Here is a 21,787-nt window from a genome sequence, read left to right on the forward strand (position 1 = left end):
GCCTGCGCCGGCCTCCCCGGAGCCCGCAGCCTCCCCGGAGCCCGCAGCCTCTCCGCGCCCGCAGCCTCTCCGCGCTTGCGCCGGCCCGGCCTACGCCGTCCCGGGCCGTTCGGTGGTCAGGTGCTCGGGCCGCACCGGGATCCGGTTCAGCGCCAGCCCGGTGGCCGCGCGCACGGCCGCCACGATCGACGGCGTGGCCGAGACGGTCGGCGCCTCGCCCACCCCGCGCAGCCCGTACGGGGCGTGCGGGTCGGGCAGTTCGAGGATCTCGACCGGGATCGGCGGGGTGTCCAGGATGGTCGGGACGAGGTAGTCGGTGAAGGAGGCGTTGCGCACCTTCCCGTCCCGCACGACGATCTCCTCCATCACCGCGAGCCCGAGCGCCTGGGTGCAGGCGCCCTGGATCTGGCCGACCACCGCGAGCGGGTTGACCGCCCGCCCGACGTCCTGGACGGCGCTCAGTTCGACCACCTTGACCAGCCCCAGTTCGACGTCCACGTCGACCACCGCGCGGTTGGCGCAGAAGGAGTACTGGACGTGGCCGAAGCCCTGCCCGGTCTGCGGGTCGAACGGGGCGGTGGGGCGGTGGCGGTGCTCGCGGGTCAGGTCGATCGCCTCGTCGCCGAGCAGGTCGGCGATGGCGGCCAGCGGCCCGGCCGACGCGGAGACGACCTTGCCGTCGGCGAGCGTGAGGTCGTCCCCGGTCCAGCCGTAGCGGCGCCGGCCCCGCTCGATCAGCTCCCGACGCACGGCCTCGGCGGCCAGCTTGACCGCGCCGCCGGTCATGTAGGTCTGCCGGGAGGCGGAGGTGGAGCCGGCCGAGCCGATCCGGGTGTCGGCGGGCTGGATGGTCACCTGCTCGACGCCCAGCTCGGTGCGGGCGATCTGCGCGTGCACGGTGACACCGCCCTGGCCGACCTCGGCCATCGCGGTGTGCACCAGGGCGACCGGCTCGCCGCCGATCACCTCCAGCCGCACCCGCGCGGTGGAGTAGTCGTCGAAGCCCTCGGAGAAGCCGACGTTCTTGATGCCGACCGAGTAGCCGACGCCTCGCACGACGCCCTCGCCGTGCGAGGTGTTGGACAGCCCGCCGGGCAGTTGCCGCAGGTCGGGGTCGCGCGTCTCCAGCGGCCGGGGCAGCGGCATCTCCTTGACCCGCCGCAGCAGTTCGGCGACCGGCGCGGGTGCGTCGATCTCCTGGCCGGTGGGCATCCGGTCGCCCTGCCGCACGGCGTTGAGCTGCCGGAACTCGACCGGGTCCATGCCCAGTTCGGCGGCCAGCCGGTCCATCTGGCTCTCGTAGCCGAACGCCGCCTGCACCGCGCCGAAGCCGCGCATCGCCCCGCAGGACGGGTTGTTGCTGTACAGCGCGAGCGCGTGCATCCGCACGTTCGGGATCACGTACGGGCCGTTGCCCAGCGAGGCCGCGTTGCCGACCACGGCGGGCGAGGTGGAGGCGTACGCGCCGCCGTCCAGCACGATCCGGGCGTCGGAGTAGACCAGCCTGCCGTCCCGGGTGGCGCCGTGCTCGTAGGTCATCCGCGCGGGGTGGCGGTGGACGTGGCCGAGGAACGACTCGTCCCGGGAGTAGACGATCTTGACCGGTCGGCCGGTGCGCAGCGCCAGCAGGCACGCGTGGATCTGCATCGAGAGGTCCTCGCGGCCGCCGAACGCCCCGCCGACGCCGGCCAGGGTGAGTCGGACCTTCTCCTCGGGCAGCCCGAGCACCGGCGCCATCTGCCGGCGGTCCGCGTGCAGCCACTGGGTGGCGACGTAGAGGTCGACGCCGCCGTCCTCGGCCGGCACCGCCAGCCCGGACTCCGGGCCGAGGAAGGCCTGGTCCTGCATGCCGACCTCGTAGCTGCCGCGGACCACCACGTCGGCCAGCGCCCGCACCTCGTCGGTGACGCCCAGGCCGTGGACCAGCCGCTGCTCGTGGCAGATGTTGCCGTGGGCGTGCGAGCGGTACTCGTGCGGCTCGTGCACATAGCCGTACGTCCGCGGGTCGAGGCACTGCTCCTCGGTGACGATCGGGGTGAGCACCTCGTAGTCGACCCTGATGTTCCGGGCCGCGCGCCGGGCGGTCTCCGGGTGGTCGGCGGCGACCAGTGCGACGGGCTCGCCGTGGTAGCGGATCCGGTCGATCGCCAGGGCCGGCTGGTCGGGGACGTCCAGCCCGTAGTACTTCTCGCCGGGGATGTCCTCGTGGGTGAGCACCGCGAACACGCCGGGCACGGCGAGCGCCCCGGAGACGTCGACGGAGCGGACGTTCGCCCGGGCGTGCGGCGAGCGCAGCGTCGTGCCCCAGAGCATCGACTCGTGCCACAGGTCGGAGGAGTACGCGAACTCGCCGCGGACCTTCAGCGTGCCGTCCGGGCGCAGCGGTGAGCCGCCGACACCGTGCGGGCTGCTCTGCCGGATGTCCTGGAGGTTCTTCTCGCCCTGCACGGTCCGCGCGCTCATCCGGTCACCGTCCCGTCTGCCGCATCGGCCGCGTCCGCCCCGGCCGCCCCGGCCCCCCGGCCCGCGCGGGTGCGGGCGGCGGCCAGCCGCACCGCGTCCATGATCTTCTCGTAGCCGGTGCACCGGCACAGGTTGCCCGACAGCGCCTCGCGGATGTCCGCGTCGCAGGGCCGCGGGTCCCGGGCCAGCAGCGCGTCGGTCTGCACCAGCAGGCCGGGTGTGCAGAAGCCGCACTGGACGGCGCCGGCGTCCAGGAACGCCTGCTGGACGACGCCCAGCCCGCCGTCCGGCGTGCCGAGGCCCTCGACGGTGCGTACCTCGCGGTCCTGGGCCTGGCCGGCCGCGACCAGGCAGGCGCAGACCGGCAGGCCGTCCAGGTAGACCGTGCAGGAGCCGCACTCGCCCTGCTCGCAGGCGTTCTTCGAGCCGGGCAGGCCGAGCCGCTCGCGCAGCACGTGGAGCAGGCTCTCGCCCTCCCACACGTCGTCGGCCTCGACCGGCCTGCCGTTGGCGGTGAACGTGACCCTCATGCCCATGCCGCGCTCCCGATCTGTTCGCGGTAGTCGTTCCAGGCCCAGGTGAGCGTGCGCCGCGCCATCACGGCGAGCGCGTGGCGCCGGTAGTCGGCGCTGCCCCGGACGTCGTCGATCGGGGCGGCGGCGGCGCCCACCAGCTCGCCGAACCGCCGCAGCTCCTCGGCGCCCGGCGGCTCGCCGCTGTCCCACCGGCCGCGCTCGGCGAGCACCTCCCGCAGGTACTCCTCGGCCTCGACGGCGCGTCGCGGGGTGGGGGCGGCCGAGCCGAGGCCGGTGCCGATGGTGCGGGTGCGCGGATGCAGCGCGAGGCCGAACGCGCAGACCGCGATCACCATCGCGTTGCGGGTGCCGACCTTGGAGAACTGCTGCGGGCCGTCGGCGACCGGGATCCGCACGGCGCGGATCAGCTCGTCGGGCTCCAGGGCGTTGCGCTTCACCCCGAGGTAGAAGTCGTCGATCGGGATCAGCCGGGTGCCGCGCACCGAGGCCGCCTCGACGAGCACGTCCCGTCCGGCCGCCAGCAGCGGCGGGTGCGCGTCGCCGGCCGGCGACGCGGCGCCCAGGTTGCCGCCGACGCTGCCCCGGTTGCGGATCTGCGGGGAGCCGACGGTGCGGGCGGCCAGCGCCAGGCCGGGCAGCGGCCCGGACAGCTCGCCGATGATCCGGCTGTACGGGACGGCGGCGCCGAGCCGGACCACCGCGCCGTCCCGTGACCACTCGGCGAGCTCGGCGACGCGGTTCAGGTCGAGGACCGCGGGCGGCCGGCGCAGGCCGAAGTTCAGCTCGACCATGACGTCGGTGCCGCCGGCGACGGGCAGCGCGGCCGGGTGCTCGGCCTTCGCCGCGAGCGCCCCGGCCCAGTCGGAGGGGCGAAGGAACTCCATCCGGATGCCTCCTCACGTCGTCCCGCCCCGTCCGGTCCCGGCTCGTCCCGTCCCGGCTCGTCCCGTCCAGGCCCGGCCGGGACCCGGTCGCGGGGCGTCTCCGGCACTTCGCGGCACTGTCCGGCCAGTGAACCCGGTGACCTCCGCCGGGGGCAGTCACCGATGGCATGAATCCCCGGCGGCCGCGCCCTCCGGCATCCTGTACGTTCCTCCAAGGGGCCCGTGCGCGGGACGGCGCCGCGGCCGGGCCGCTCCCGCGGTCCCACCTACGACCGTGATCCGCCCGTGATTCCCCGGCCACGGCCCGCGACCCGGGCACTACGCGGACGTCACGCCGAGCACGGATGTTCGGGCAGACTGTGACCGCGGACCGAGCGCTCGGACCACCCCCCACCCCACCCCCTTGCCCTAAGGAGCCCGCGGATGCGCGTCCGTGACCTGCTCGCCCCCGGCGCCCCGCGCCTGCGCCTGCTCGCGGCCGAGGAAGAGCTGGACCGGCAGGTCAGCGGTGTGATGACGACCGACCTGCACGACCCCGGGCGGTACCTGCACGGCGGCGAGCTGGTCCTCACCGGCATGCTCTGGCGCACCGCCCCGGCGGACTCCGAGCGCTTCGTGCGCACCCTGGCCGCCGGCGGCGCGGTCGCCCTGGCGGCCGGCGAGGCGGAGGTCGGGCCGGTGCCCGAGGACCTCGTCGAGGCCTGCCGCCGGCACCGGATGCCGCTGCTCGCCGTGCCCGACGACATCGCCTTCGGCACCGTCACCGAGTTCGTCGGCCGCCAGGTCTCCGCGGACCGGGCCGCCGACCTGGCCGCCCTGGTCGACCGGCACCGGCTGCTGGTCTCGGCGGCCGGCGGCGGGGGCCTGGACGCCGTGCTCGACCTGCTCGGCGGCGACCTCGACCTCGACTGCTGGGTGCTCGGTCCGACCGGCGCGGTGATCGCCGGCCCCGCCGACCGACTGCCCGCCGGGGACCGCGACCAGCTGGTGCGCGCCCACCTCACCGCCCGGCGCCAGCACCGCCGCCCCCCGCACCGGGTGCGCCTGGCGGCCGGCACCTACTCGCTGCTGCCCGCGCCCGCCGCCGCGCCGGCGCCGTCCACGCCGGCCCCGTCCCCGCTCGCCGACTGGGTGCTCGTGGTCGCCGGCGACGTCACCGAGTGGACCGCCAAGCGCCAGCAGCTCGCCGAGAACCTCGCCCGGCTGGTCGCCGCCGAGCGCCACCGCCGCGACGAGGGCCGCCGGCTGCGCCGCCGTCTCGCCGACGAGCTGCTCGCCCTGCTGCGGCGCGACGCCGAGCCGGCCGAGATCGGCCGCGCCCTGTTCGCGTCCTCGGCGATGACCGCCCGCGACGAGGGCCCCGGCTCCGGGGCGACGGCGGCGGCCGGCGCCTGGCTGGTGCTCAGCGCCGAGGGCACCGGCCTGCCCGAGGGCGCGGTGCGGGCCGTCCTGGAGGAGGCGCTGGACGGTGCCGCCGACCACGCTTTGGTCGCCGGCGCCGGGACCGGCGCGGTGGTGGTGATGCCCGCGCCGCAGGACGGCCCGGTGGCCGCCGAGGCGCTGCGCGAGCTGCTGGCCCCGCTGGAGGCCGGGCTCGGCGCGGAGGGCCGGATCACCCTCGGCGTCTCCGCCCCCGCCCGCGAGGCGGCCGGTCTGCGCGGCGCGCTGGAGGAGGCCCGGCACGCCGGCCGGATCGCCGCCTCCCGGGTCGGCCGGGTCCGGGTGGCCGGGCCGGAGGAGCTGGCCTCGCACGTGCTGCTGCTGGCGGCCGTGCCGGACGAGGTCCGCCGGGCCTTCCGCAGCCGGCTGCTGGACACCGTGATCGCCTACGACCTGGAGCACCAGGGGGACCTCGTCCGCACCCTGGAGGCGTTCCTGCGCTCGGACGGCTCGTGGACCAGGTGCGCCGCCCAGCTGCACGTCCACGTCAACACGCTGCGCTACCGGATCGGCCGCATCGAGGAGTTGACCGGCCGCGACCTGTCCCGTCTGGAGGACCGGGTGGACTTCTACCTGGCACTGGAACTGGCCCAGTAGGCCCGCGGCCGGTGGACGGCCGGGGCGGGAACGACGGCGGCCCCGGAGCGCGAGGACGCTTCGGGGCCGCTTCGGGGCCGCTACGTGTCGAACGCGTCGACCGGGCTACTGGACCGGGATGACGCCGGTCAGCCACTCGAAGACGCCCGGCACCATGTCCTTCCACACGTCGCTGGAGTGCGGGCCGGTGGTCTCGACCACCTGCACGGTGGTGGGCGCCTTGGCGGCGGCGGCGATCGCCTGGCCGTCCTCGTAGCCGTCGCCCTTGTTGCCGGAGACGTACAGCGAGACCTTCGGCGGCTGGGCGGAGCCCTTCAGGATGTTGACCGGGTTGTTGGCCTCGCGCAGCTTGGCGTCCTTGCCGACCAGCGAGTCCTTCTCGGTCGCCGGGTCGTTGTAGCCGGAGAGGCTGACGCCGGCCCGGTAGCGGTTCGGGTGGGCCAGCGAGAGCTTGGCGGCGCAGTGGGCCCCCGCCGAGTAGCCGGCGATGCCCCAGCGGTCGGCGGACGGGTCGGCCCGGAAGTTGTCCAGGATCATCTGCGGCACGTCCCGGGTCAGCCAGGTGTCCGCGTTGACCTTGCCCGGCACGTCGGTGCAGCCCGCGTCGGTGTGGTTGCCCAGCAGCAGGGTGCGCGGGGAGACCAGGATGAACGGCGCCACCTTGCCCTGCTGCATCAGCGGCTTCAGCTGCTCGGAGACCTTGAGCGTGCCGTACCAGGTGGAGGAGGAGCCCGGGTAGCCGGGGATCAGCTCGACCACCGGGAACTTCTTGTCCTTGAACGCCGGGTCGTTGTACTGCGGCGGCAGCCAGACCAGCACCTCGCCGTCGACGCCGGACAGCTGGCCCTTGAGGTCGGTCTTCTGGACGTCGCCCGGCACCTTCGGGTCGTCCACGCCGCGGAAGGACTGCTGGACCTTGTTGGCCGCCGGGTGGGCCGCGTCGCCCGCCGGCGCACCGCCGCCGCCGCCCGCCGGGGCCGCGCCCTGGCCGGCCGCGGCCGGCTCCTGCGGCGGGACGGAGGGCACCGCCCGCACGTGGTTGCCGGTGCCGAGCAGGTCGTCCCAGTTGCCGTAGATGAGGTTGGCGTTGTTGACCATGACGAACACCATGATCACCGCGGTGACCTGGCAGAACACCAGCATGGCGAGCCTGGACAGGACGCGCACCGGCTCGGGGCCCTTGACGCGGCCCCAGAACCACATCGCCACCGCGATGGAGATCGGCACGAGAACGACCGTGCAGATGAAGAATGGCGTACCTGTCAGTTGCATGAAGTTCTCGTATCCGGGTTCGAAGCCGCCCGGGCCCCACTCGCCCGGACCGCCACCTCAATGGCATCAGACGGCCAGAAACGGGGATCGGTTGCCGTCGGAATCTGTGCGGAACCTGAGAGGAACATCACGTTCACGCGAAGCCCCCCTTTTCGGGTCCGCCCTAGTCTGCCATCCTGACGGGCTCCACCCGGACGCCGTACTCAGCGGACTCCCAGGAATCCCCCCGCGGGGCACGATACCGTCCGGACGGATCGGCCCGCCGGGCGAGGCGGTGCGAACGCGCGTCCGCGGGGAAGCGAGACTATGGGGATGAGCACAACCCGCATGAGTCCCGTCCGCCGGCTGAGGCCCGCCGCCGCCGCGCTGGCCGTCCTGGCCCTCACGGTCGCCGTCGCCGGCTGCAGCAGCACCGGAGGCAGACGCGCCGAGGAGGCCCGCGCCAAGGCCGCGGCCGCCGCCGGCGGCGCCGTCACCACCCCCCGCTGGAAGGTCGCGATGGTGACCCACGCGGGCGCCGGCGACGCCTTCTGGGACACCGTGCGCAAGGGCGCCGAGCAGGCCGCCGCCAAGGACAACATCACCTTCCTGTACTCCAACGACGCGCAGACCCAGAACCAGGTCCAGCTCGTCCAGGCCGCCATCGACCAGAAGGTCGACGGCCTGCTGGTCACCCTCGCCAAGGGCGACGCGATGGCCGACGTGCTGGCCAAGGCCAAGGCCGCCGGCATCCCGGTGATCACCATCAACTCCGGCCAGGAGTTCTCCGCGAAGTTCGGCGCGCTCACCCACATCGGCCAGGACGAGGCCACCGCCGGCCGGGCCGCCGGCGGCGCGCTGTCCGAGCGCGGCCGCAAGAACGTGCTCTGCGTGATCCACGAGCAGGGCAACGTCGGCCAGGAGCAGCGCTGCTCCGGCGCGCAGAGCACCGCCGGCGGCGCCTTCCAGGTGCTGTACGTCGACGGCGTCAACATGCCCGACGCCCGCGCGGCGATCTCCGCCAAGCTGCAGGCCGACCCGGCGATCGACACCGTGCTGACCCTCTCCGGCCCGATGGCCGCCACCGGTCTGCAGGCGATCCAGGACGCCCGCCGCCCGGTCGAGCTCGACACCTTCGACCTGGGCACCCAGGTGGTGGCCGGCCTGAAGGCGGGCACCGTCGGCTTCGCCGTCGACCAGCAGCCCTACCTCCAGGGCTACGAGGGCGTCGACCTGATCTGGCTCTACCGCTTCAACCTCAACATGCTCGGCGGCGGCCAGCCGGTGGCCACCGGCCCGCAGATCCTCACCAAGGAGAACGCGGACGCCCTCGCCGAGTACGTCGCGAGGGGGACCAGGTGAGCAGCACCGACGTCCTGGCCGCCGAGCGCCGGGAGCGCCCGGCCGCGCTGCGCCGACTGGCCGGCCGGCCGGAACTGGGCGCGCTGATCGCCGCTGCCGCGGTCTTCCTGGTCTTCGCCGCCGTCGCCGAGCCGTTCCTGCGGGTCTCCTCGCTGGGCACCGTGCTGTACGCGGCCTCCACCATCGGGATCATGGCCGTGCCGGTGGCGCTGCTGATGATCGGCGGCGAGTTCGACCTGTCGGCCGGCGTGCTGGTCACCACCGCCGCGCTGACCTCCTCGATGGTCTCCTACCAGCTCACCGCGGTGACCTGGGTGGGCGTGCTGGTCTCGCTGGCCGTCACGCTGGCGGTCGGCCTGTTCAACGGCTGGATGCTGGCGCGCACCAAGCTGCCCAGCTTCATCGTCACCCTCGGCACCTTCCTGATGCTGACCGGCGCCAACCTCGGCGTCACCAAGCTGGTCTCCGGCACCGTCTCCACCAAGCCGATCTCCGACATGCAGGGCTTCGCCTCCTGCCGCTGGCTGTTCGCCTCCGAGGTCACCGTCGGCGGGCTGACGATCAAGGCGACCGTCTGGTGGTGGCTGGGCCTCCTGCTGGCCGGCAGCTGGGTGCTGCTGCGCACCCGCTTCGGCAACTGGATCTTCGCGGTCGGCGGGGACGCGGCCGCGGCCCGCGCGGTGGGTGTCCCGGTCGCCCGGACGAAGACCGTGCTCTACCTGTTCGTCGGCTTCGGCGCCTGGGTGCTGGGACAGCACCTGCTGTTCTCCTTCGACACCGTGCAGTCCGGCGAGGGCGTCGGCAACGAGCTGATCTACATCGTCGCGGCCGTCATCGGCGGCTGTCTGATCACCGGCGGCTACGGCTCGGTGGTCGGCTCCGCGCTGGGCGCGCTGATCTTCGGCATGGTCAGCAAGGGCATCATCTACGCCCAGTGGAACCCCGACTGGTTCAAGTTCTTCCTGGGTGCGATGCTGCTGCTGGCCGCCCTGCTGAACTCCCTGGTCAAGCGCCGCGCCGAACGGGGGCCCCGATGACCTCGCCCATCGAGCCGACCTCGCCCGTGGAGCCGACCCCGCCCGCCGAGCTGCTCGCGCTCACCGGCGTCGGCAAGACCTACGGCACCGTGCGCGCCCTGGAGGACGTCTCGCTGACCCTGCGGGCCGGTGAGATCAGCTGCGTGCTCGGCGACAACGGCGCCGGCAAGTCCACCCTCATCAAGATCATCGCCGGGCTGCACCGGCACGACGAGGGCACCTTCACGGTGGGCGGCGAGGAGGTCCGCCTGGACTCCCCGCGCCAGGCCCTGGACCGCGGCATCGCCACCGTCTACCAGGACCTCGCCGTGGTGCCGCTGATGCCGGTCTGGCGCAACTTCTTCCTCGGCTCCGAGCAGGGGTACAAGCGCTGGGGCGGGCTGCGGATCGACGCCGACGGCATGCGCGCCACCACCCGCCGGGCGCTCGCCGACATGGGCATCGACCTGCCCGACGTCGACCGCCCGATCGGCACCCTGTCCGGTGGCCAGCGCCAGTGCGTGGCCATCGCCCGCGCCGTGCACTTCGGCGCCAAGGTGCTCGTCCTGGACGAGCCGACCGCCGCGCTCGGCGTCAAGCAGTCCGGGGTGGTGCTCAAGTACGTCACCGCCGCCCGGGACGCGGGCCTCGGCGTGGTGCTGATCACCCACAACCCGCACCACGCGTACCTGGTCGGGGACCACTTCACCCTGCTCAAGCGCGGCCGGATGGCCGGCAGCCACCCCAGGGCGGAGATCGGCCTCGAACAGCTCACCACCGAGATGGCCGGCGGCTCCGACCTCGCCGAGCTCTCCCACGAGCTGTCGCGGGCCGACGTCCCCGGTCCCGGCGGCGCCGATCCGACCGCCGGCCCCGTCGACCCGACCGCCGGCCCGACCACCGATCCCGGCAAGGAGCGTCCGCAGCCGTGACCAGCTCCCACGGCGGCAACCGGCCGCCGGTCCTGCCCACCCTGCTCGGCCTCGGCCCGCGCGCGGAGCGCCGCCGCCGGGCACTGCCCGCCGGCGTGCTGCGGCTGCCGACCATCGGCGTCGACATCGGCGGCACCAAGGTCGTCGCGGGCGTGGTCGACGGCGAGGGCAAGGTGCTGGAGAAGCTGCGCACCGACACGCCCCACAAGTCCAAGAGCCCCAAGGTGGTCGAGGACGTCATCGTCGAGCTGGTGCTGGAGCTCGCCGACCGGCACGACGTGCACGCCGTCGGCATCGGCGCGGCCGGCTGGGTCGACGCCGAGCGCTCCACCGTGCTCTTCGCCCCGCACCTCAACTGGCGCGGCGAACCGCTGCGGGAGGCGCTCAGTGCCCGGCTGCGGTTCCCGGTGATCGTCGAGAACGACGCCAACGCCGCCGCCTGGGCCGAGTGGCGCTTCGGCGCCGGCCGGGGCGAGGAGCACATGGTGATGCTGACCCTCGGCACCGGCATCGGCGGCGCCGTCGTCCGCGACGGCTACGTGGACCGGGGCAAGTACGGGCTGGCCGGCGAGTTCGGGCACATGCAGGTGGTGCCCGGCGGCCACCGCTGCCCGTGCGGCAACCGCGGCTGCTGGGAGCAGTACTCCTCCGGCAACGCGTTGGTGCGCGACGCCCGCGAGCTGGTCGCCGAGGAGTCCCCGGTGGTCCAGCCGCTGCTGGCCCGGGCCGGGGGCGCCGTCGAGGGCATCACCGGCCCGCTGGTCACCGAGGCCGCCCGGGCCGGCGACCCGACCGCCACCGAGCTGCTCTACGAGGTCGGCACCTGGCTCGGCGTCGGCATCGCCAACCTGGCCGCCGCCCTCGACCCGGGCCGCTTCGTCATCGGCGGCGGCGTCTCCGAGGCCGGCGACCTGCTGCTCGGCCCGGCCCGGGACACCTTCCGCCGCACCCTCACCGGCCGCGGCTTCCGGCCCGAGGCGGCCATCGTGCACGCCGCGCTCGGCAACGAGGCCGGGCTGGTCGGCGCCGCGGACCTGGCCCGCCAGGTCGCCCGGCGCTTTCGCACCATCAAGCGGCGGCGGGTGGAGCGCGCCGTGCCGTAGCGGCGGGGCGGATGACAGCCGGCGAGTGACGGATAACAGCTGACGGATAACAGATGACGGTATCTGTCAGCTGTTATCCGTCAGCTGAAAGTTGTCAGCTGTCAGTTGTCAGCCGGCCGACTTCCAGTGGTTGCGGCCGTCCGAGCTCAGGCCGCAGACCATCGGGGTGCCCGCGTTGGTCACGCCGGTCGCGCCGGCGGGGGAGCAGTACGAGCCCGGGTGGACGGTCCCGCCTCCGCTGCTGGAACCGCCGGTGCTCGAACCGCCGGTAGTCGAACCGCTGCTGCTCGAACCGCCGGTGGTCGAGGTCCCGCCCGTCGAGCCGTCACCGCCGGTGGTCGAGCCGCCGCTCGAACCGCCCGTGGTGGATCCGCCCGTGATCGACCCGCCCGTGCTGGATCCGCCGGTGGTCGAGGTCCCGCCCGTCGAGCCGTCACCGCCGGTGGTCGAGCCGCCGGCCGGGTTGCTGTTGGGGGCCGCCGGGGTGGGCTTGGGTGCCGGCTTCGAGGTGGGGGCCGCCGGGGCCCGGGTCGGGGTCACCGGGCGGCTCGACCGCCGACTGCGTGGGCGCCGCCGTCGGGGCCGGCGTCTCGACCGGGGCAGGAGCGGGCGCCGGCGGCTCGGTCGGGACCGGTGTGGGCGTCGGCGTGGGCGGAAAGCATGCGGTGCGAGCACAAGCTATCGCCCGCATGAGTAGCTGATCATTTCTTCACTCGTTCGGGTTTGAAATGTGATCGGCTGTTCGACGGCTCCTCCCCGGGAGTTGTCAACTACCCGTTGGTAGTGACGCGGCGCGGTTGTCGGGGCCATGCCTCCTGTGAAACAACGGAGTTGACGTCTACTCAGAGGAGTATCGGATGAGAGCACTGGCCCGCATCGCCCCGCCGCTCCTGCTCACCACCGCCCTGGTGTGGTCCACCGCCGGACCCGCCGGGGCGGCAGCGCCGCCGGCCAAGGTGCCCGAGGCGGTCGGCTGGGGCGGGGCGGTGGCCAGCGTGGACGCCGACGCCACGGCGGCCGGCATCGAGGTGCTGCGCAAGGGCGGCAACGCCGTGGACGCGGCGGTCGCGGTCGCGGCCGCGCTGGGCGTCACCGAGCCGTACTCGGCCGGCATCGGCGGCGGCGGATACTTCGTCTACTACGACCACGCCACCGGCCGGGTGCACACCATCGACGGCCGGGAGACCGCCTCCCGCAAGGCCGACACGTCGCTCTTCCTGGAGAACGGCGCACCGCTGCCGTTCGCCGACGCCGTCACCAGCGGCCTGTCGGTCGGCGTGCCCGGCTCCCCGGCCACCTGGGAGACCGCCGTCGAGCTCTGGGGCCGGCGCAGCTTCGCCGAGGCGCTGAAGCCCGCCCAGCGGATCGCCGAACAGGGCTTCACCGTCGACCAGACCTTCCAGGACCAGACCGCGCTCAACCAGGCCCGGTTCAAGGACTTCCCCGACACCGCCAAGCTCTTCCTGCCCGGTGGCGCGCTGCCCGCCGTCGGCTCCACCTTCCGCAACCCCGACCTCGCCGCCACCTACCGCCAGCTCGGCAAGGAGGGCACCGGGGCGCTCTACCAGGGCGCGATCGGCGAGGACATCGTCCGCACCGTGCAGCACCCGCCGGTCGACCCCGCCTCCGGCCGGACCGCCCGCCCCGGCCAGGTCGACGCCGCCGACCTGGCCGCGTACCGGGTCCGCCGCCAGCAGCCCACCCACGTCGCCTACCGGGACTACGACCTCTACTCGATCGCCCCCTCCAGCTCCGGCGGCACCACCGTCGGCGAGGCGCTCGGCATCCTGGAGGACGGCGAGGTCGCCGACTACGACGCCACGCAGTACTACCACCACTTCCTGGAGGCCTCCCGGCTCTCCTTCGCCGACCGCAACCGCTGGGTCGGCGACCCGGCGTTCAACGACGTGCCCACCGCGGAACTGCTGTCCGCGCGCTACGCGGCCTCCCGCGCCTGCCTGATCAGCGCCGACCGCGCGCTCACCAGCCCGGTCGCCCCCGGCGACCCGCGCAACCCGGCCGGCTGCCCGGACGCCGCCCCGGCGCCCGCCGCCGAGCCCTACGAGGGCCTGAGCACCAGCCACCTCACCGTGGCCGACCGCTGGGGCAACGTCGTCTCCTACACCCTCACCCTGGAGCAGACCGGCGGCAGCGGCATCACCGTCCCCGGCCGCGGCTTCCTGCTCAACAACGAGCTGACCGACTTCAACTTCACCCCGCTGTTCCCCGGGGTGCCCGACCCCAACCTGCCCGGCCCCGGCAAGCGGCCGCGCTCCTCGCTGTCGCCGACCATCGTGCTGCGCGACGGCGAGCCCCTGCTGGCGGCCGGCTCGCCCGGCGGCGCCACCATCATCACCACCACCCTGCAGGTGCTGCTCGGGCGCCTGGACCGGGGTCTGAGTCTGGAGCAGGCGATCGCCGCGCCGCGCGCCAGCCAGCGCAACACCGCCGCCACCCAGGCCGAGCCGGCCTTCCTGGCCCTGCCCGAACGGGCCCGGCTGGAGACGCTCGGCCATGTGTTCACCGCCACGCCGGAGATCGGCGCCGCGACCGGCGTCGAGCGGCTGCCGGACGGGCGCTGGCGGGCCGCCGCCGAACCGGTGCGCCGCGGCGGCGGCTCGGCGGCGGTGGTCCGGCCCGCGCCGTGAGGCCGGGCGGGACTGTCGGTGCCGTTCGGTAGATTCGGGGTGGGCGTCCATCGGGCCGCCGGTCCACCGGGGCAGCCGCCCACGGGCCGGCCGTCCACGCGGGCGTCCACCCCCGTACCGAACCGCCACCGGGAAGGCCGCCCGCCGTGACCGTCCGCATTGCCACCTGGAACATCAACTCCGTCACCGCGCGGCTGCCCAAGCTCCTCGAATGGCTGGAGAGCGCCAAGCCCGACGTGCTCTGCCTCCAGGAGCTCAAGTGCGCCGCCGACGCCTTCCCGTACGAGCCTGTCCGCGAGCTCGGCTACGAGACCGCCGCGCACGGCACCGGCCGGTGGAACGGCGTGGCGATCCTCTCCCGGATCGGCCTCGACGACGTGGTGCGCGACCTGCCCGGGCAGCCCGGCTACCTCGCCGACGACGCCCTGCTGCCCGACGTCGAGCCGCGTGCCGTCGCCGCCACCTGCGGCCCGGTCCGGGTCTGGTCGGTCTACGTGCCCAACGGCCGCGAGGTCGACCACGCCCACTACCGCTACAAGCTGGAGTGGCTGGAGGCGCTGCGCCTCGCCTCGCTGGAGGACGCGGCCGGCGAGCGCCCCTTCGCCGTGCTCGGCGACTTCAACATCGCGCCGAGCGACGAGGACGTCTTCGACATCGCCGCCTTCGAGGGCCTCACCCACGTCACCCCCGCCGAGCGGGCCGCGCTCGCCGCCCTGGACGCGGCCGGGCTGCACGACGTGGTGCCGCGCCCGCTGAAGTACGACCGCCCCTACACCTACTGGGACTACCGGCAGCTGGCCTTCCCGAAGAACCGGGGCATGCGGATCGACCTCACCTACGCCAACAAGCCCTTCGTGGACGCCGTCACCGACAGTTACGTCGACCGCGAGGCGCGCAAGGGCAAGGGCACCTCGGACCACGCCCCGGTCGTCGTCGACCTGGACCTCTGACCTGGCCCTCCGGCCTGGTCCGGGTGAGGGCCGGCGGGTGACGGCTCGCGGGTCGTGCGGGGTGCCCGGGTCTCGCTCGAACGGGCCAGAGCGGTGGCCGGGTGTGCAACGGGTGCCTACCGTCGGTGAGTGACCGGGTGCGGTTGATCGATCACGTGGACGTCGGAGTCCCCGGCCGCGCCCGAGAGAATTCCGGAGGTTCCGGTATGCGCCCCACGCGTACGGCCGCCGCCGCCCTGATCGGCGCGACGCTGCTGACCGGCCTGACGGCCCCCCTCGCGTTGGCCAAGGACGGCGCCGCCTCGGTCAGCCCGTCCCAGGCCGCACCGGGCCAGACCGTGACGGTCACGGTCGCCTGTGAGAAGTCCGACAAGCCAAACGCCAAGACGATCACCGCCAACTCCCAGGCCTTCGAGGGCGGCCCGGCCACCCTCACGCTCGGCTCCGACGGCAAGCACACCGGCTCCGCCCGGCTGGCGGACAAGCACGGCGGCGACAGCAAGATCGACGGCACCTGCCCCGACGGCGCCGCGTTCGCCACCAACGTCACGGTGACCACGGTCTCGGTGTCCACCGGCTCCGGTGCGTCCGGCGCGCACGGCGGGTCCGGCGCGGCCGGCGGTTCCGCGCCCTCGGGGATCGGCGGGTGGAGCCAGGCAGCCGGTGAGTGGGCCGGTTCCCTCGGGCAGTCCGGCGCCGGCAGCCAGCAGGTCGCCCCGCACGGTGCGGTGAAGACCGGCCTGGGCGGCTCGATCGCGGCGAACCCGGTGGAGCTGGCGGGCGGCGCGCTGCTGGTCGCGGGCGGGATCGGCGGCTTCTGGCTGCTGCGGCGCCGCGCGGGCGCCGGGTCCGCCTGAAGGGTCCGCCTGAAGGAACGTGCCCGCGGGTGCGGCCCGCGGGCGGGTGCCGCCGGACGGTTCGTCCGGCGGCACCTTCGCGCGGTCAGACGGTCTGCTGGGCCTCCCGCGCCCGACGGTCCTTCCCGTCCTCCAGGCCTTCCCGGGCCTCCCGGTCCTCCCGGTCCTCCTGGGCCTCGGCGGCCCGCAGCGCGCCCGTCGCCAGCAGGTACTGCGCCAGGATGTACGTGGCCATGATCCAGAACTCGTGGCCCGGCAGCTCCCGCCAGTTGGCCAGCTTGGTGGCGATCAGGGTGTCCGAGAGCAGGAACAGCGCCCCGCCCAGCCCGGTCCGCACGCCCAGCCCCGCCGAGGTCACCGCCGTCGACGCCAGCAGCAGGCTGTACCCGGCCACCGGGATCCGCAGGTCCCCGAGGTCCGGCCAGAGCAGCGCCACCATCGACGCCCAGGCCGTCGCGTACGCGGCCGCGACCACCAGCGTCCGGCGCCGGTCGGTCAGCGCGCCCTGGCCGGCGAACATCGTCACGTAGCAGACGTGCGCCGCCGCGAACGAGCCCATTCCGGCCAGGAACGTCGCGTCCTGGCCGAACTGGAGCAGCACGTCCCCGCCCGCGCTCGCCAGCAGCGCCGGCGCCAGCAGCTTCGGCGCCTTCCGGCCGGCCGCGGCGGCACTGGCGACGCTGTGCGCGGCCAGCAACGGCATCAGCGCCGGCTTGGTGGCGTGCCGCAGCGCCGGGGTGTCGGTCAGCAGCGCCCCCAGGTGGACCGCCGAGGTGGCGGCGAAGCCGGCGAGCGCGCCGGAGGCCGAGCGCAGCCGGCCGCCGAGAACGGTGCGGGTGGTCGTACGGATGCTCATGCGGCGGTGTCCTCCGGACGGGTGGGGGAGCGGGTGGTGGGGGCGGGTGGCCCGTGCCGGGCACGATAGGGGACGGGACGGGGCTTCGGAAGAGATTGTTACCCGCGCGTAGGACGGGCGGGGCCACCGGGGTGACGGGTCGCCGTCCTTCCGTCCTCCTCCCGCCGCCCTCCGGCCGTCCTCCCCGTCTCCGGCCGGATGTCGCCGCGCGTCGGGCGGCTGCCAGCGGGGGCCGCGTCCAGCGTCTAGTCTGGTCCCCGACATGAAGCAGCAGGAGTACGCGACCGGCGCCGCACGGACGGCCGGTGGCACGTCGGACGGACGCACGGGCGGGGCGGGGCGGAGCACCACCGACGCCGTCGTCGCCGTACGCGAACCCGCCCGCGGCCCCGTACCCGGCACCGCGACCGGAGCTGACGCCCCGCAGGACCCGGACGCCCCGGCCGCGCCACCCGGGGAACTCTCGCCCGACCCGGCGCTGCTCCGGCTCGCACGCTGGTTCGCGGAGGCCGACCCCGGCACCGCCGACGACCTCTGCGCCGCCTCCTTCGGCCTCTACCCGGCCCGTCACTTCGGCGCCCCCGCCGAACCGTCCGCCGCCGAACCCGCCGAACCCGCCGAACCCGCCGGTCCCACTGATTCCTCCGATCCCTCCGATCCCGCGGAACCGTCCGCCGCCGCCGAGGTCAGCTGGTGGCACGGCCCCACCGCGCACACCCCCGCGCCGCTGCGCACCCGCGAACCGCGCACCGCCCCCGGCCTGCGTCGCGCCCGCCGCGACGCCGCCGCACTGCCCGTCGTCCTCTCCGGTGCCAAACCCGGCAGGCCCGGACGGCACCGCAAACCCGAACAGTCCCGGGCCGCCGCCGCCGTCGTACCGCAGGATCGTTCCGCCGTCACCACCGCCTCCGAACGCCGGATCGCCGCCCGGCTGCTGCTCGCCCACCCGCTGGTCACCGCCTCCGGACCGCACGCCGACGGCTTCCCGCTGATCCGCCGTCACCGCGACTGGCTCACCGAGCGCTTCGATACCCTGCTCGGCTACCCCCTGGTGGTCGGCCCCTGGCACGCACGTCTGCACAAGGCCGGCCCCGGCCCCGGCGCCGTCCGCCGCCTCGAACACCCCGCCACCGGCGTCCCGTTCACCCCCGGCGGCTACGCCCGGCTCGCCCTCGCGCTGGCCCTGCTGGTGGACGCGCCCGAACGCCTGCCGCTCGGCCGCCTACTGGCCGCGATGGACGCCGCCGACCCCGGCATCGGTCCCGGCCCGTCGACCGGGCCCGCCGACCTCGCCATGGCGTTCGCCGTGCTCGCCGACTGGCAGGTGCTCACCGACCTTCCGGCCGACCTTCCCGCCGGCCTCGTCACCGGTCTCGGTGACGCCTCGGACGTGCTGACGGTCGACCGGGAGCTCGCCCGCGCCGTCCCGGCCGGCCCGCCCGCACTCGCCGACGACGCCGCCGACCTCATCCGCCGCGCCGCCGAGGCCGAGCCCGGCACCGCCGTCCGCCGCCGCCTCGCCGAGACCCCCGCCGTCCTGGCCGCCGACCTGCCCGAGGACCAGCGCGCCTGGCTGCGCGACCACCGGCACTCCGGCCCCGCCGCGCTCGCCGACTTCCTCGGCCTGGAGGCGGAGCAGCGGGCCGAGGGCGTCGCCCTCCTCGACCCGGCGGAGGAACTCACCGACCTCGCCCTGTCCGGCGCCGGGACGGCCGCCCAGGCGGCGCTGCTGCTGGTCGAGCGCCTGGTCGAGGAGGTCCGTCCGCTGCCCGGCGAGACCACCGGCGCCGACGTGCCCGTCCCGGACGCGCTGATAGACGGCGTGCTCGGCGACATCGCCGACGAGTACGGCCTCCCGGCGGGCTGGCGCCGTGACTACCTCGCCGACCGCACCGCCCTGCGCCGCGACGCCCTCGACCTGCTCCACCGCATGGGCCTGATCGCCACCCGCCCCGCGGGCTGGCTCCTGCGCGCCCCCGCCGCCCGCTACGCCCCGGCCCCCGACCTCCTCCCCACCCCGGGCACCGGCCGCCACTCCCGCCCCACCCCGGACTTCACCATCCCGGCCCCCACCACCCCCCGAGCCGGCCAACCCGCCTGACCGTCACCCGGCCGCCCGAGACCGCTGGCGCTCTGCGACCCGAACGCCGCCACCCCCGCCCGACGTCCCGCCGGACCCGGCCACCCCGCCTGCCCCTCACCGCCGTCCGGCCCTGCGTCCCCTGAGCTGCCCAGGCCGCCTGACCCCACCCGCCGTCCGGCCCTCGGCCCCGTGTCCCGCCGGCCTGCGCCGGTCACCCAATGTCCGAGGGCTGCCGTCTTCGCCCCTACGTCCGGCCGGACACGGCCTGCCTGCCTGATCCCCACCGCCGTCCGGCCCCGCTCCCGGCCCCGGTCCCGGCCCAGCGTCCCCCGAGCGCGCAGGCCGGATCGCCGTCGCGGCCTGCGGTGCACCATCGGCGCAGCCGGCCGGCTCGTCCGACCTTGCCGCCGGGCGGGTGCGCCGCGCCGTGGCGGCCACGGTCCCGGGCCGGAGCCGAGGAGCCACCGTCACGAGCTCGGCTGCCCCGTTTCCGCCGTGGCCCGAGCGTTGCTGCCGCGGTTTGCGTCCCGTTGGCTGCCCGGCCGGCTCGGTGTCTGGGCTCGTCGTCGTGGCCCCGGTTGCCGTGCGGGTGCAGCCCGCAGGTCACTACCCCGGCCTCCGTGTTCTGCCGGTGCCGGCCGGCCCGCCTGACGTCGCCAGGGCTCGTTGTGGCCCGAAGGCCGGCATCTTCGCCCCGCCCTCGCGTCCGCCAGAGGCGGCCGGCTCGTCCGACCTTGCCGCTGAGTGGGCCGGTCGCGGCGGGTCGGCCCGAGGCCGGCCGGGCTCGGGCCCGCGATTTCGGCCGCCGCGTCTTCGCTCGTGCCCGGCGGGCGCGGGCGGCGCGGGGGCTACTTCTGCACGGTGGCCGTGGCCGTGGCGATGGTGCCGTGCTGAACGGTCTCGACGGTGGCGCCGACGCCGAGGGTGCCGAGGGCGATGGAGGCGAGGACGGCGGCGCAGGCCAGGAAGCGGCGGTGGCGCTGGGGCATGGGGAAGCGCGGTTCCTGGAGGGTCGCCGTGAGGTTGGCGTTCATGCCACGGAGGTTTCCAGGCCGGTGTGAACGATCGCTACGTGCGGGTGAAGTCCGGATGGGAGGTGGGCGTCACTTTGGGCGATATGTGCAACATCGCAGGTCATGACCCCCCGGGGCCGGGATTCTTCACCCGGTCGGGGGGCGCTGGTTGCCCCGTCGGACATCGGCCAGGGCCTCGCCGACGGCGACCCGGACGGCGTCCCGCAGGCCGTGGGCGGGGTGGAAGCGGGGCGGTCCGGCGGAGGGGTCGGAGCGCAGTTCCTTCACCAGGGCGACGCACAGCAGCAGCATCACCACGACGAACGGCAGCGCGACCAGGATGGTGGCGTTCTGCAGCGCGGTGAGCCCGCCGGCCAGCAGCAGCGCGGCCGCGACGCCGCCCATCAGCACGCCCCAGACCACCACCAGCCAGGTGCGCGGGTGCAGTGAGCCGCGGCTGGAGAGCGAGCCGAGCACGAGGGAGGCGGAGTCGGCGCTGGTGATGAAGAAGGTCATCACCAGCAGCACCGCGACCACACTGGTCACCGCGCCGGCCGGGAGCGCGCGCAGCATCTCGAAGAGCGAGGCCTCGGCGCCCCGCGGGATGGTCGCTACGAGGTCGGCGGCGCCGGTGCTGTCCAGCCGGATCGCGGTGCCGCCCATCACGCAGAACCAGATCACGGTGGCCCCGCTGGGTACCAGCAGCACGCCGAGCAGGAACTGCCGCACGGTGCGGCCGCGCGAGATGCGCGCGATGAAGGTGCCGACGAACGGGGCCCAGGAGAGCCACCAGGCCCAGTAGAAGATGGTCCAGGTGCCGAGCCAGTCCTCGTCGGTGAAGGCGCCGGTCTGGGTGGACATCACGGTCAGGTTGGAGAGGTAGCCGCCGACGGTGGAGGGGATGGTGTCCAGCACGAAGACGGTGGGGCCGACGAGGAACACGAAGACCATGATCAGCGAGGCCAGCACGACGTTGGCGGTGGAGAGCCACTTGACGCCCCGGTGCACGCCGGAGAAGGCGGAGACCACGAAGGCGGCGCTCAGCGCGCCGATGATCACCAGCTGGGTGCGCTCGCTGTTGCCAATGTCGGAGATGTAGCCGAGCCCGTCGGCCACCTGGAGGGCGCCGAGGCCGAGGCTGGTGGCGGAGCCGAAGACGGTCGCGAACACCGCGAGCAGGTCGATCGCCCGGCCCTTCCAGCCGTTGGCGCCGCGCTCGCCGATCAGCGGGACGAAGGCGGCGGAGATCCGGTTGCCCCGGCCCTTGCGGAAGGTGGTGTAGGCGAGCGCGAGGCCGCCGACCGCGTAGATCGCCCAGGGGTGCAGGGTCCAGTGGAAGAGCGAGAACTCCAGGGCCTGCCGGGCGGCGGCCGCGGACTCGGGTTCGAGGCCGGAGCCGGGCTGCGGGGTGGCGAACAGCTGGAGCGGTTCGCCGACGCCGTAGAACATCAGGCCGATGCCCATGCCCGCGCTGAACATCATGGCGACCCAGGCGGTGGTGGAGAACTCCGGTTCGTCGTCGTCGCGCCCGAGCCGGATCCGGCCGAACCGGCTGAAGGCGAGCAGGACGGTGAGGACGAGGAAGACGTCGGCGGCGACGACGAAGAGCCAGCCGAAGTTGTGCAGGACCCAGCCGAGGGCGGTGCTGGACGTCCGGCCGAGGGAGTCCTCGGCGAAGACGCCCCACGCGACGACCCCGAGCACCGCGACGGCGCCGACCCCGAACACCACCCGGTCGACGGGGAGGGTGGCGGCGGGCTCGTCCGGCGGCCCGGGCGGCTGACTGGTCATGGGGT

The 21,787-nt window shown here is 74.7% G+C and carries 17 protein-coding genes; 9 read left to right on the forward strand and 8 right to left on the reverse strand.

The features are described 5' to 3' along the window. Positions 1–90: 90 nt before the first annotated feature. The 3 genes from pucD to ACFU9E_RS15520 are packed head-to-tail and all read right to left on the reverse strand — an operon-like array spanning position 91 to position 3,883. Positions 91–2,463: a xanthine dehydrogenase subunit D gene (gene pucD / locus ACFU9E_RS15510; protein ID WP_380679191.1), complete on the reverse strand. Its 2,373-nt coding sequence runs from the start codon at positions 2,461–2,463 to the stop codon at positions 91–93. After that, positions 2,460–2,993 (reverse strand): (2Fe-2S)-binding protein, encoded by a 534-nt coding sequence (locus tag ACFU9E_RS15515; protein ID WP_380679233.1) that lies wholly within the window; start codon positions 2,991–2,993, stop codon positions 2,460–2,462. The genes pucD and ACFU9E_RS15515 overlap by 4 nt, the downstream gene beginning before the upstream one ends. Further along, a complete protein-coding gene (locus ACFU9E_RS15520) occupies positions 2,990–3,883 on the reverse strand; it encodes an FAD binding domain-containing protein (protein WP_380679194.1) in 894 nt (297 codons plus the stop codon). Before ACFU9E_RS15520 ends, ACFU9E_RS15515 begins: the two co-directional genes overlap by 4 nt. Before the next feature lie 423 nt (positions 3,884–4,306). On the opposite strand from ACFU9E_RS15520, the gene ACFU9E_RS15525 reads away from it, so the two are divergent. Continuing rightward, positions 4,307–5,920 carry a PucR family transcriptional regulator gene (locus ACFU9E_RS15525; RefSeq protein WP_380679197.1) on the forward strand — a complete coding sequence of 538 codons (1,614 nt, stop codon included), beginning with the start codon at positions 4,307–4,309 and terminating at the stop codon, positions 5,918–5,920. A gap of 105 nt (positions 5,921–6,025) precedes the next feature. Here ACFU9E_RS15525 and ACFU9E_RS15530 read toward each other — a convergent pair whose 3' ends face one another. Further along, a complete protein-coding gene (locus ACFU9E_RS15530; protein WP_380679200.1) occupies positions 6,026–7,147 on the reverse strand; it encodes an alpha/beta hydrolase in 1,122 nt (373 codons plus the stop codon). A 372-nt stretch (positions 7,148–7,519) separates the two neighbouring features. Here ACFU9E_RS15530 and ACFU9E_RS15535 point away from each other — a divergent pair, with 372 nt between their 5' ends. Genes ACFU9E_RS15535 through ACFU9E_RS15550 form a run of 4 tightly spaced genes read left to right on the forward strand, consistent with a single transcriptional unit; the run spans position 7,520 to position 11,584 of the window. Then, entirely contained in the window at positions 7,520–8,533 is a 1,014-nt protein-coding gene (locus tag ACFU9E_RS15535; RefSeq protein WP_380679236.1) for a substrate-binding domain-containing protein, read from the forward strand. Beyond that, complete coding sequence (locus ACFU9E_RS15540; RefSeq protein ID WP_380679203.1) at positions 8,530–9,570, forward strand: ABC transporter permease; 1,041 nt, start codon at positions 8,530–8,532, stop codon at positions 9,568–9,570. Before ACFU9E_RS15535 ends, ACFU9E_RS15540 begins: the two co-directional genes overlap by 4 nt. After that, a complete protein-coding gene (locus tag ACFU9E_RS15545) occupies positions 9,567–10,481 on the forward strand; it encodes an ATP-binding cassette domain-containing protein (protein ID WP_380679206.1) in 915 nt (304 codons plus the stop codon). The genes ACFU9E_RS15540 and ACFU9E_RS15545 overlap by 4 nt, the downstream gene beginning before the upstream one ends. Beyond that, on the forward strand, positions 10,478–11,584 hold the full coding sequence (locus ACFU9E_RS15550) for an ROK family glucokinase (protein ID WP_380679209.1): 1,107 nt from the start codon (positions 10,478–10,480) through the stop codon (positions 11,582–11,584). Before ACFU9E_RS15545 ends, ACFU9E_RS15550 begins: the two co-directional genes overlap by 4 nt. 108 nt (positions 11,585–11,692) lie before the next feature. Here the strand turns inward: ACFU9E_RS15550 and ACFU9E_RS15555 are convergent, their stop codons facing one another. Beyond that, positions 11,693–12,124 carry a hypothetical protein gene (locus ACFU9E_RS15555; RefSeq protein ID WP_380679212.1) on the reverse strand — a complete coding sequence of 144 codons (432 nt, stop codon included), beginning with the start codon at positions 12,122–12,124 and terminating at the stop codon, positions 11,693–11,695. A gap of 317 nt (positions 12,125–12,441) precedes the next feature. Between ACFU9E_RS15555 and ggt the strand changes: the two genes are divergently transcribed. The 3 genes from ggt (at position 12,442) to ACFU9E_RS15570 (ending at position 16,039) form a co-directional block, all read left to right on the forward strand. Then, a complete protein-coding gene (gene ggt / locus ACFU9E_RS15560; protein ID WP_380679215.1) occupies positions 12,442–14,232 on the forward strand; it encodes a gamma-glutamyltransferase in 1,791 nt (596 codons plus the stop codon). A 146-nt stretch (positions 14,233–14,378) separates the two neighbouring features. Beyond that, complete coding sequence (locus ACFU9E_RS15565) at positions 14,379–15,182, forward strand: exodeoxyribonuclease III (RefSeq protein ID WP_380679218.1); 804 nt, start codon at positions 14,379–14,381, stop codon at positions 15,180–15,182. Between the two features lie 206 nt (positions 15,183–15,388). Then, positions 15,389–16,039, forward strand: coding sequence for a hypothetical protein (locus ACFU9E_RS15570; protein WP_380679221.1), 651 nt, complete (start codon positions 15,389–15,391; stop codon positions 16,037–16,039). A gap of 85 nt (positions 16,040–16,124) precedes the next feature. Here the strand turns inward: ACFU9E_RS15570 and ACFU9E_RS15575 are convergent, their stop codons facing one another. Next, entirely contained in the window at positions 16,125–16,895 is a 771-nt protein-coding gene (locus ACFU9E_RS15575; RefSeq protein WP_380686648.1) for a lysoplasmalogenase, read from the reverse strand. 262 nt (positions 16,896–17,157) lie between these two features. Between ACFU9E_RS15575 and ACFU9E_RS15580 the strand changes: the two genes are divergently transcribed. Further along, the gene (locus ACFU9E_RS15580) at positions 17,158–18,996 is read left to right on the forward strand and encodes a DUF2398 family protein (RefSeq protein WP_380686646.1); all 1,839 of its coding nucleotides are present in this window, start codon (positions 17,158–17,160) and stop codon (positions 18,994–18,996) included. An 830-nt stretch (positions 18,997–19,826) separates the two neighbouring features. On the opposite strand, the gene ACFU9E_RS15585 is transcribed toward ACFU9E_RS15580, so the two are convergent. After that, positions 19,827–20,012 carry a hypothetical protein gene (locus ACFU9E_RS15585; RefSeq protein ID WP_380686644.1) on the reverse strand — a complete coding sequence of 62 codons (186 nt, stop codon included), beginning with the start codon at positions 20,010–20,012 and terminating at the stop codon, positions 19,827–19,829. 126 nt (positions 20,013–20,138) lie between these two features. After that, positions 20,139–21,782, reverse strand: coding sequence for a BCCT family transporter (locus tag ACFU9E_RS15590; protein ID WP_380686642.1), 1,644 nt, complete (start codon positions 21,780–21,782; stop codon positions 20,139–20,141). Between the last annotated feature and the right edge of the window lie 5 nt (positions 21,783–21,787).

This window comes from Kitasatospora sp. NPDC057595 (assembly GCF_042800875.1).
Taxonomy (GTDB): domain Bacteria; phylum Actinomycetota; class Actinomycetes; order Streptomycetales; family Streptomycetaceae; genus Kitasatospora.

Excerpts from the sequence above, each read along its gene's own strand:
- pucD (WP_380679191.1), bottom strand. The coding sequence starts at position 2,463 with ATGAGCGCGCGGACCGTGCAGGGCGAGAAGAACCTCCAGGACATCCGG.
- ACFU9E_RS15515 (WP_380679233.1), bottom strand. The coding sequence starts at position 2,993 with ATGAGGGTCACGTTCACCGCCAACGGCAGGCCGGTCGAGGCCGACGAC.
- ACFU9E_RS15520 (WP_380679194.1), bottom strand. The coding sequence starts at position 3,883 with ATGGAGTTCCTTCGCCCCTCCGACTGGGCCGGGGCGCTCGCGGCGAAG.
- ACFU9E_RS15525 (WP_380679197.1), top strand. The coding sequence starts at position 4,307 with ATGCGCGTCCGTGACCTGCTCGCCCCCGGCGCCCCGCGCCTGCGCCTG.
- ACFU9E_RS15535 (WP_380679236.1), top strand. The coding sequence starts at position 7,520 with ATGAGTCCCGTCCGCCGGCTGAGGCCCGCCGCCGCCGCGCTGGCCGTC.
- ACFU9E_RS15545 (WP_380679206.1), top strand. The coding sequence starts at position 9,567 with ATGACCTCGCCCATCGAGCCGACCTCGCCCGTGGAGCCGACCCCGCCC.
- ggt (WP_380679215.1), top strand. The coding sequence starts at position 12,442 with ATGAGAGCACTGGCCCGCATCGCCCCGCCGCTCCTGCTCACCACCGCC.
- ACFU9E_RS15570 (WP_380679221.1), top strand. The coding sequence starts at position 15,389 with ATGCGCCCCACGCGTACGGCCGCCGCCGCCCTGATCGGCGCGACGCTG.
- ACFU9E_RS15575 (WP_380686648.1), bottom strand. The coding sequence starts at position 16,895 with ATGAGCATCCGTACGACCACCCGCACCGTTCTCGGCGGCCGGCTGCGC.
- ACFU9E_RS15580 (WP_380686646.1), top strand. The coding sequence starts at position 17,158 with ATGAAGCAGCAGGAGTACGCGACCGGCGCCGCACGGACGGCCGGTGGC.
- ACFU9E_RS15585 (WP_380686644.1), bottom strand. The coding sequence starts at position 20,012 with ATGAACGCCAACCTCACGGCGACCCTCCAGGAACCGCGCTTCCCCATG.
- ACFU9E_RS15590 (WP_380686642.1), bottom strand. The coding sequence starts at position 21,782 with ATGACCAGTCAGCCGCCCGGGCCGCCGGACGAGCCCGCCGCCACCCTC.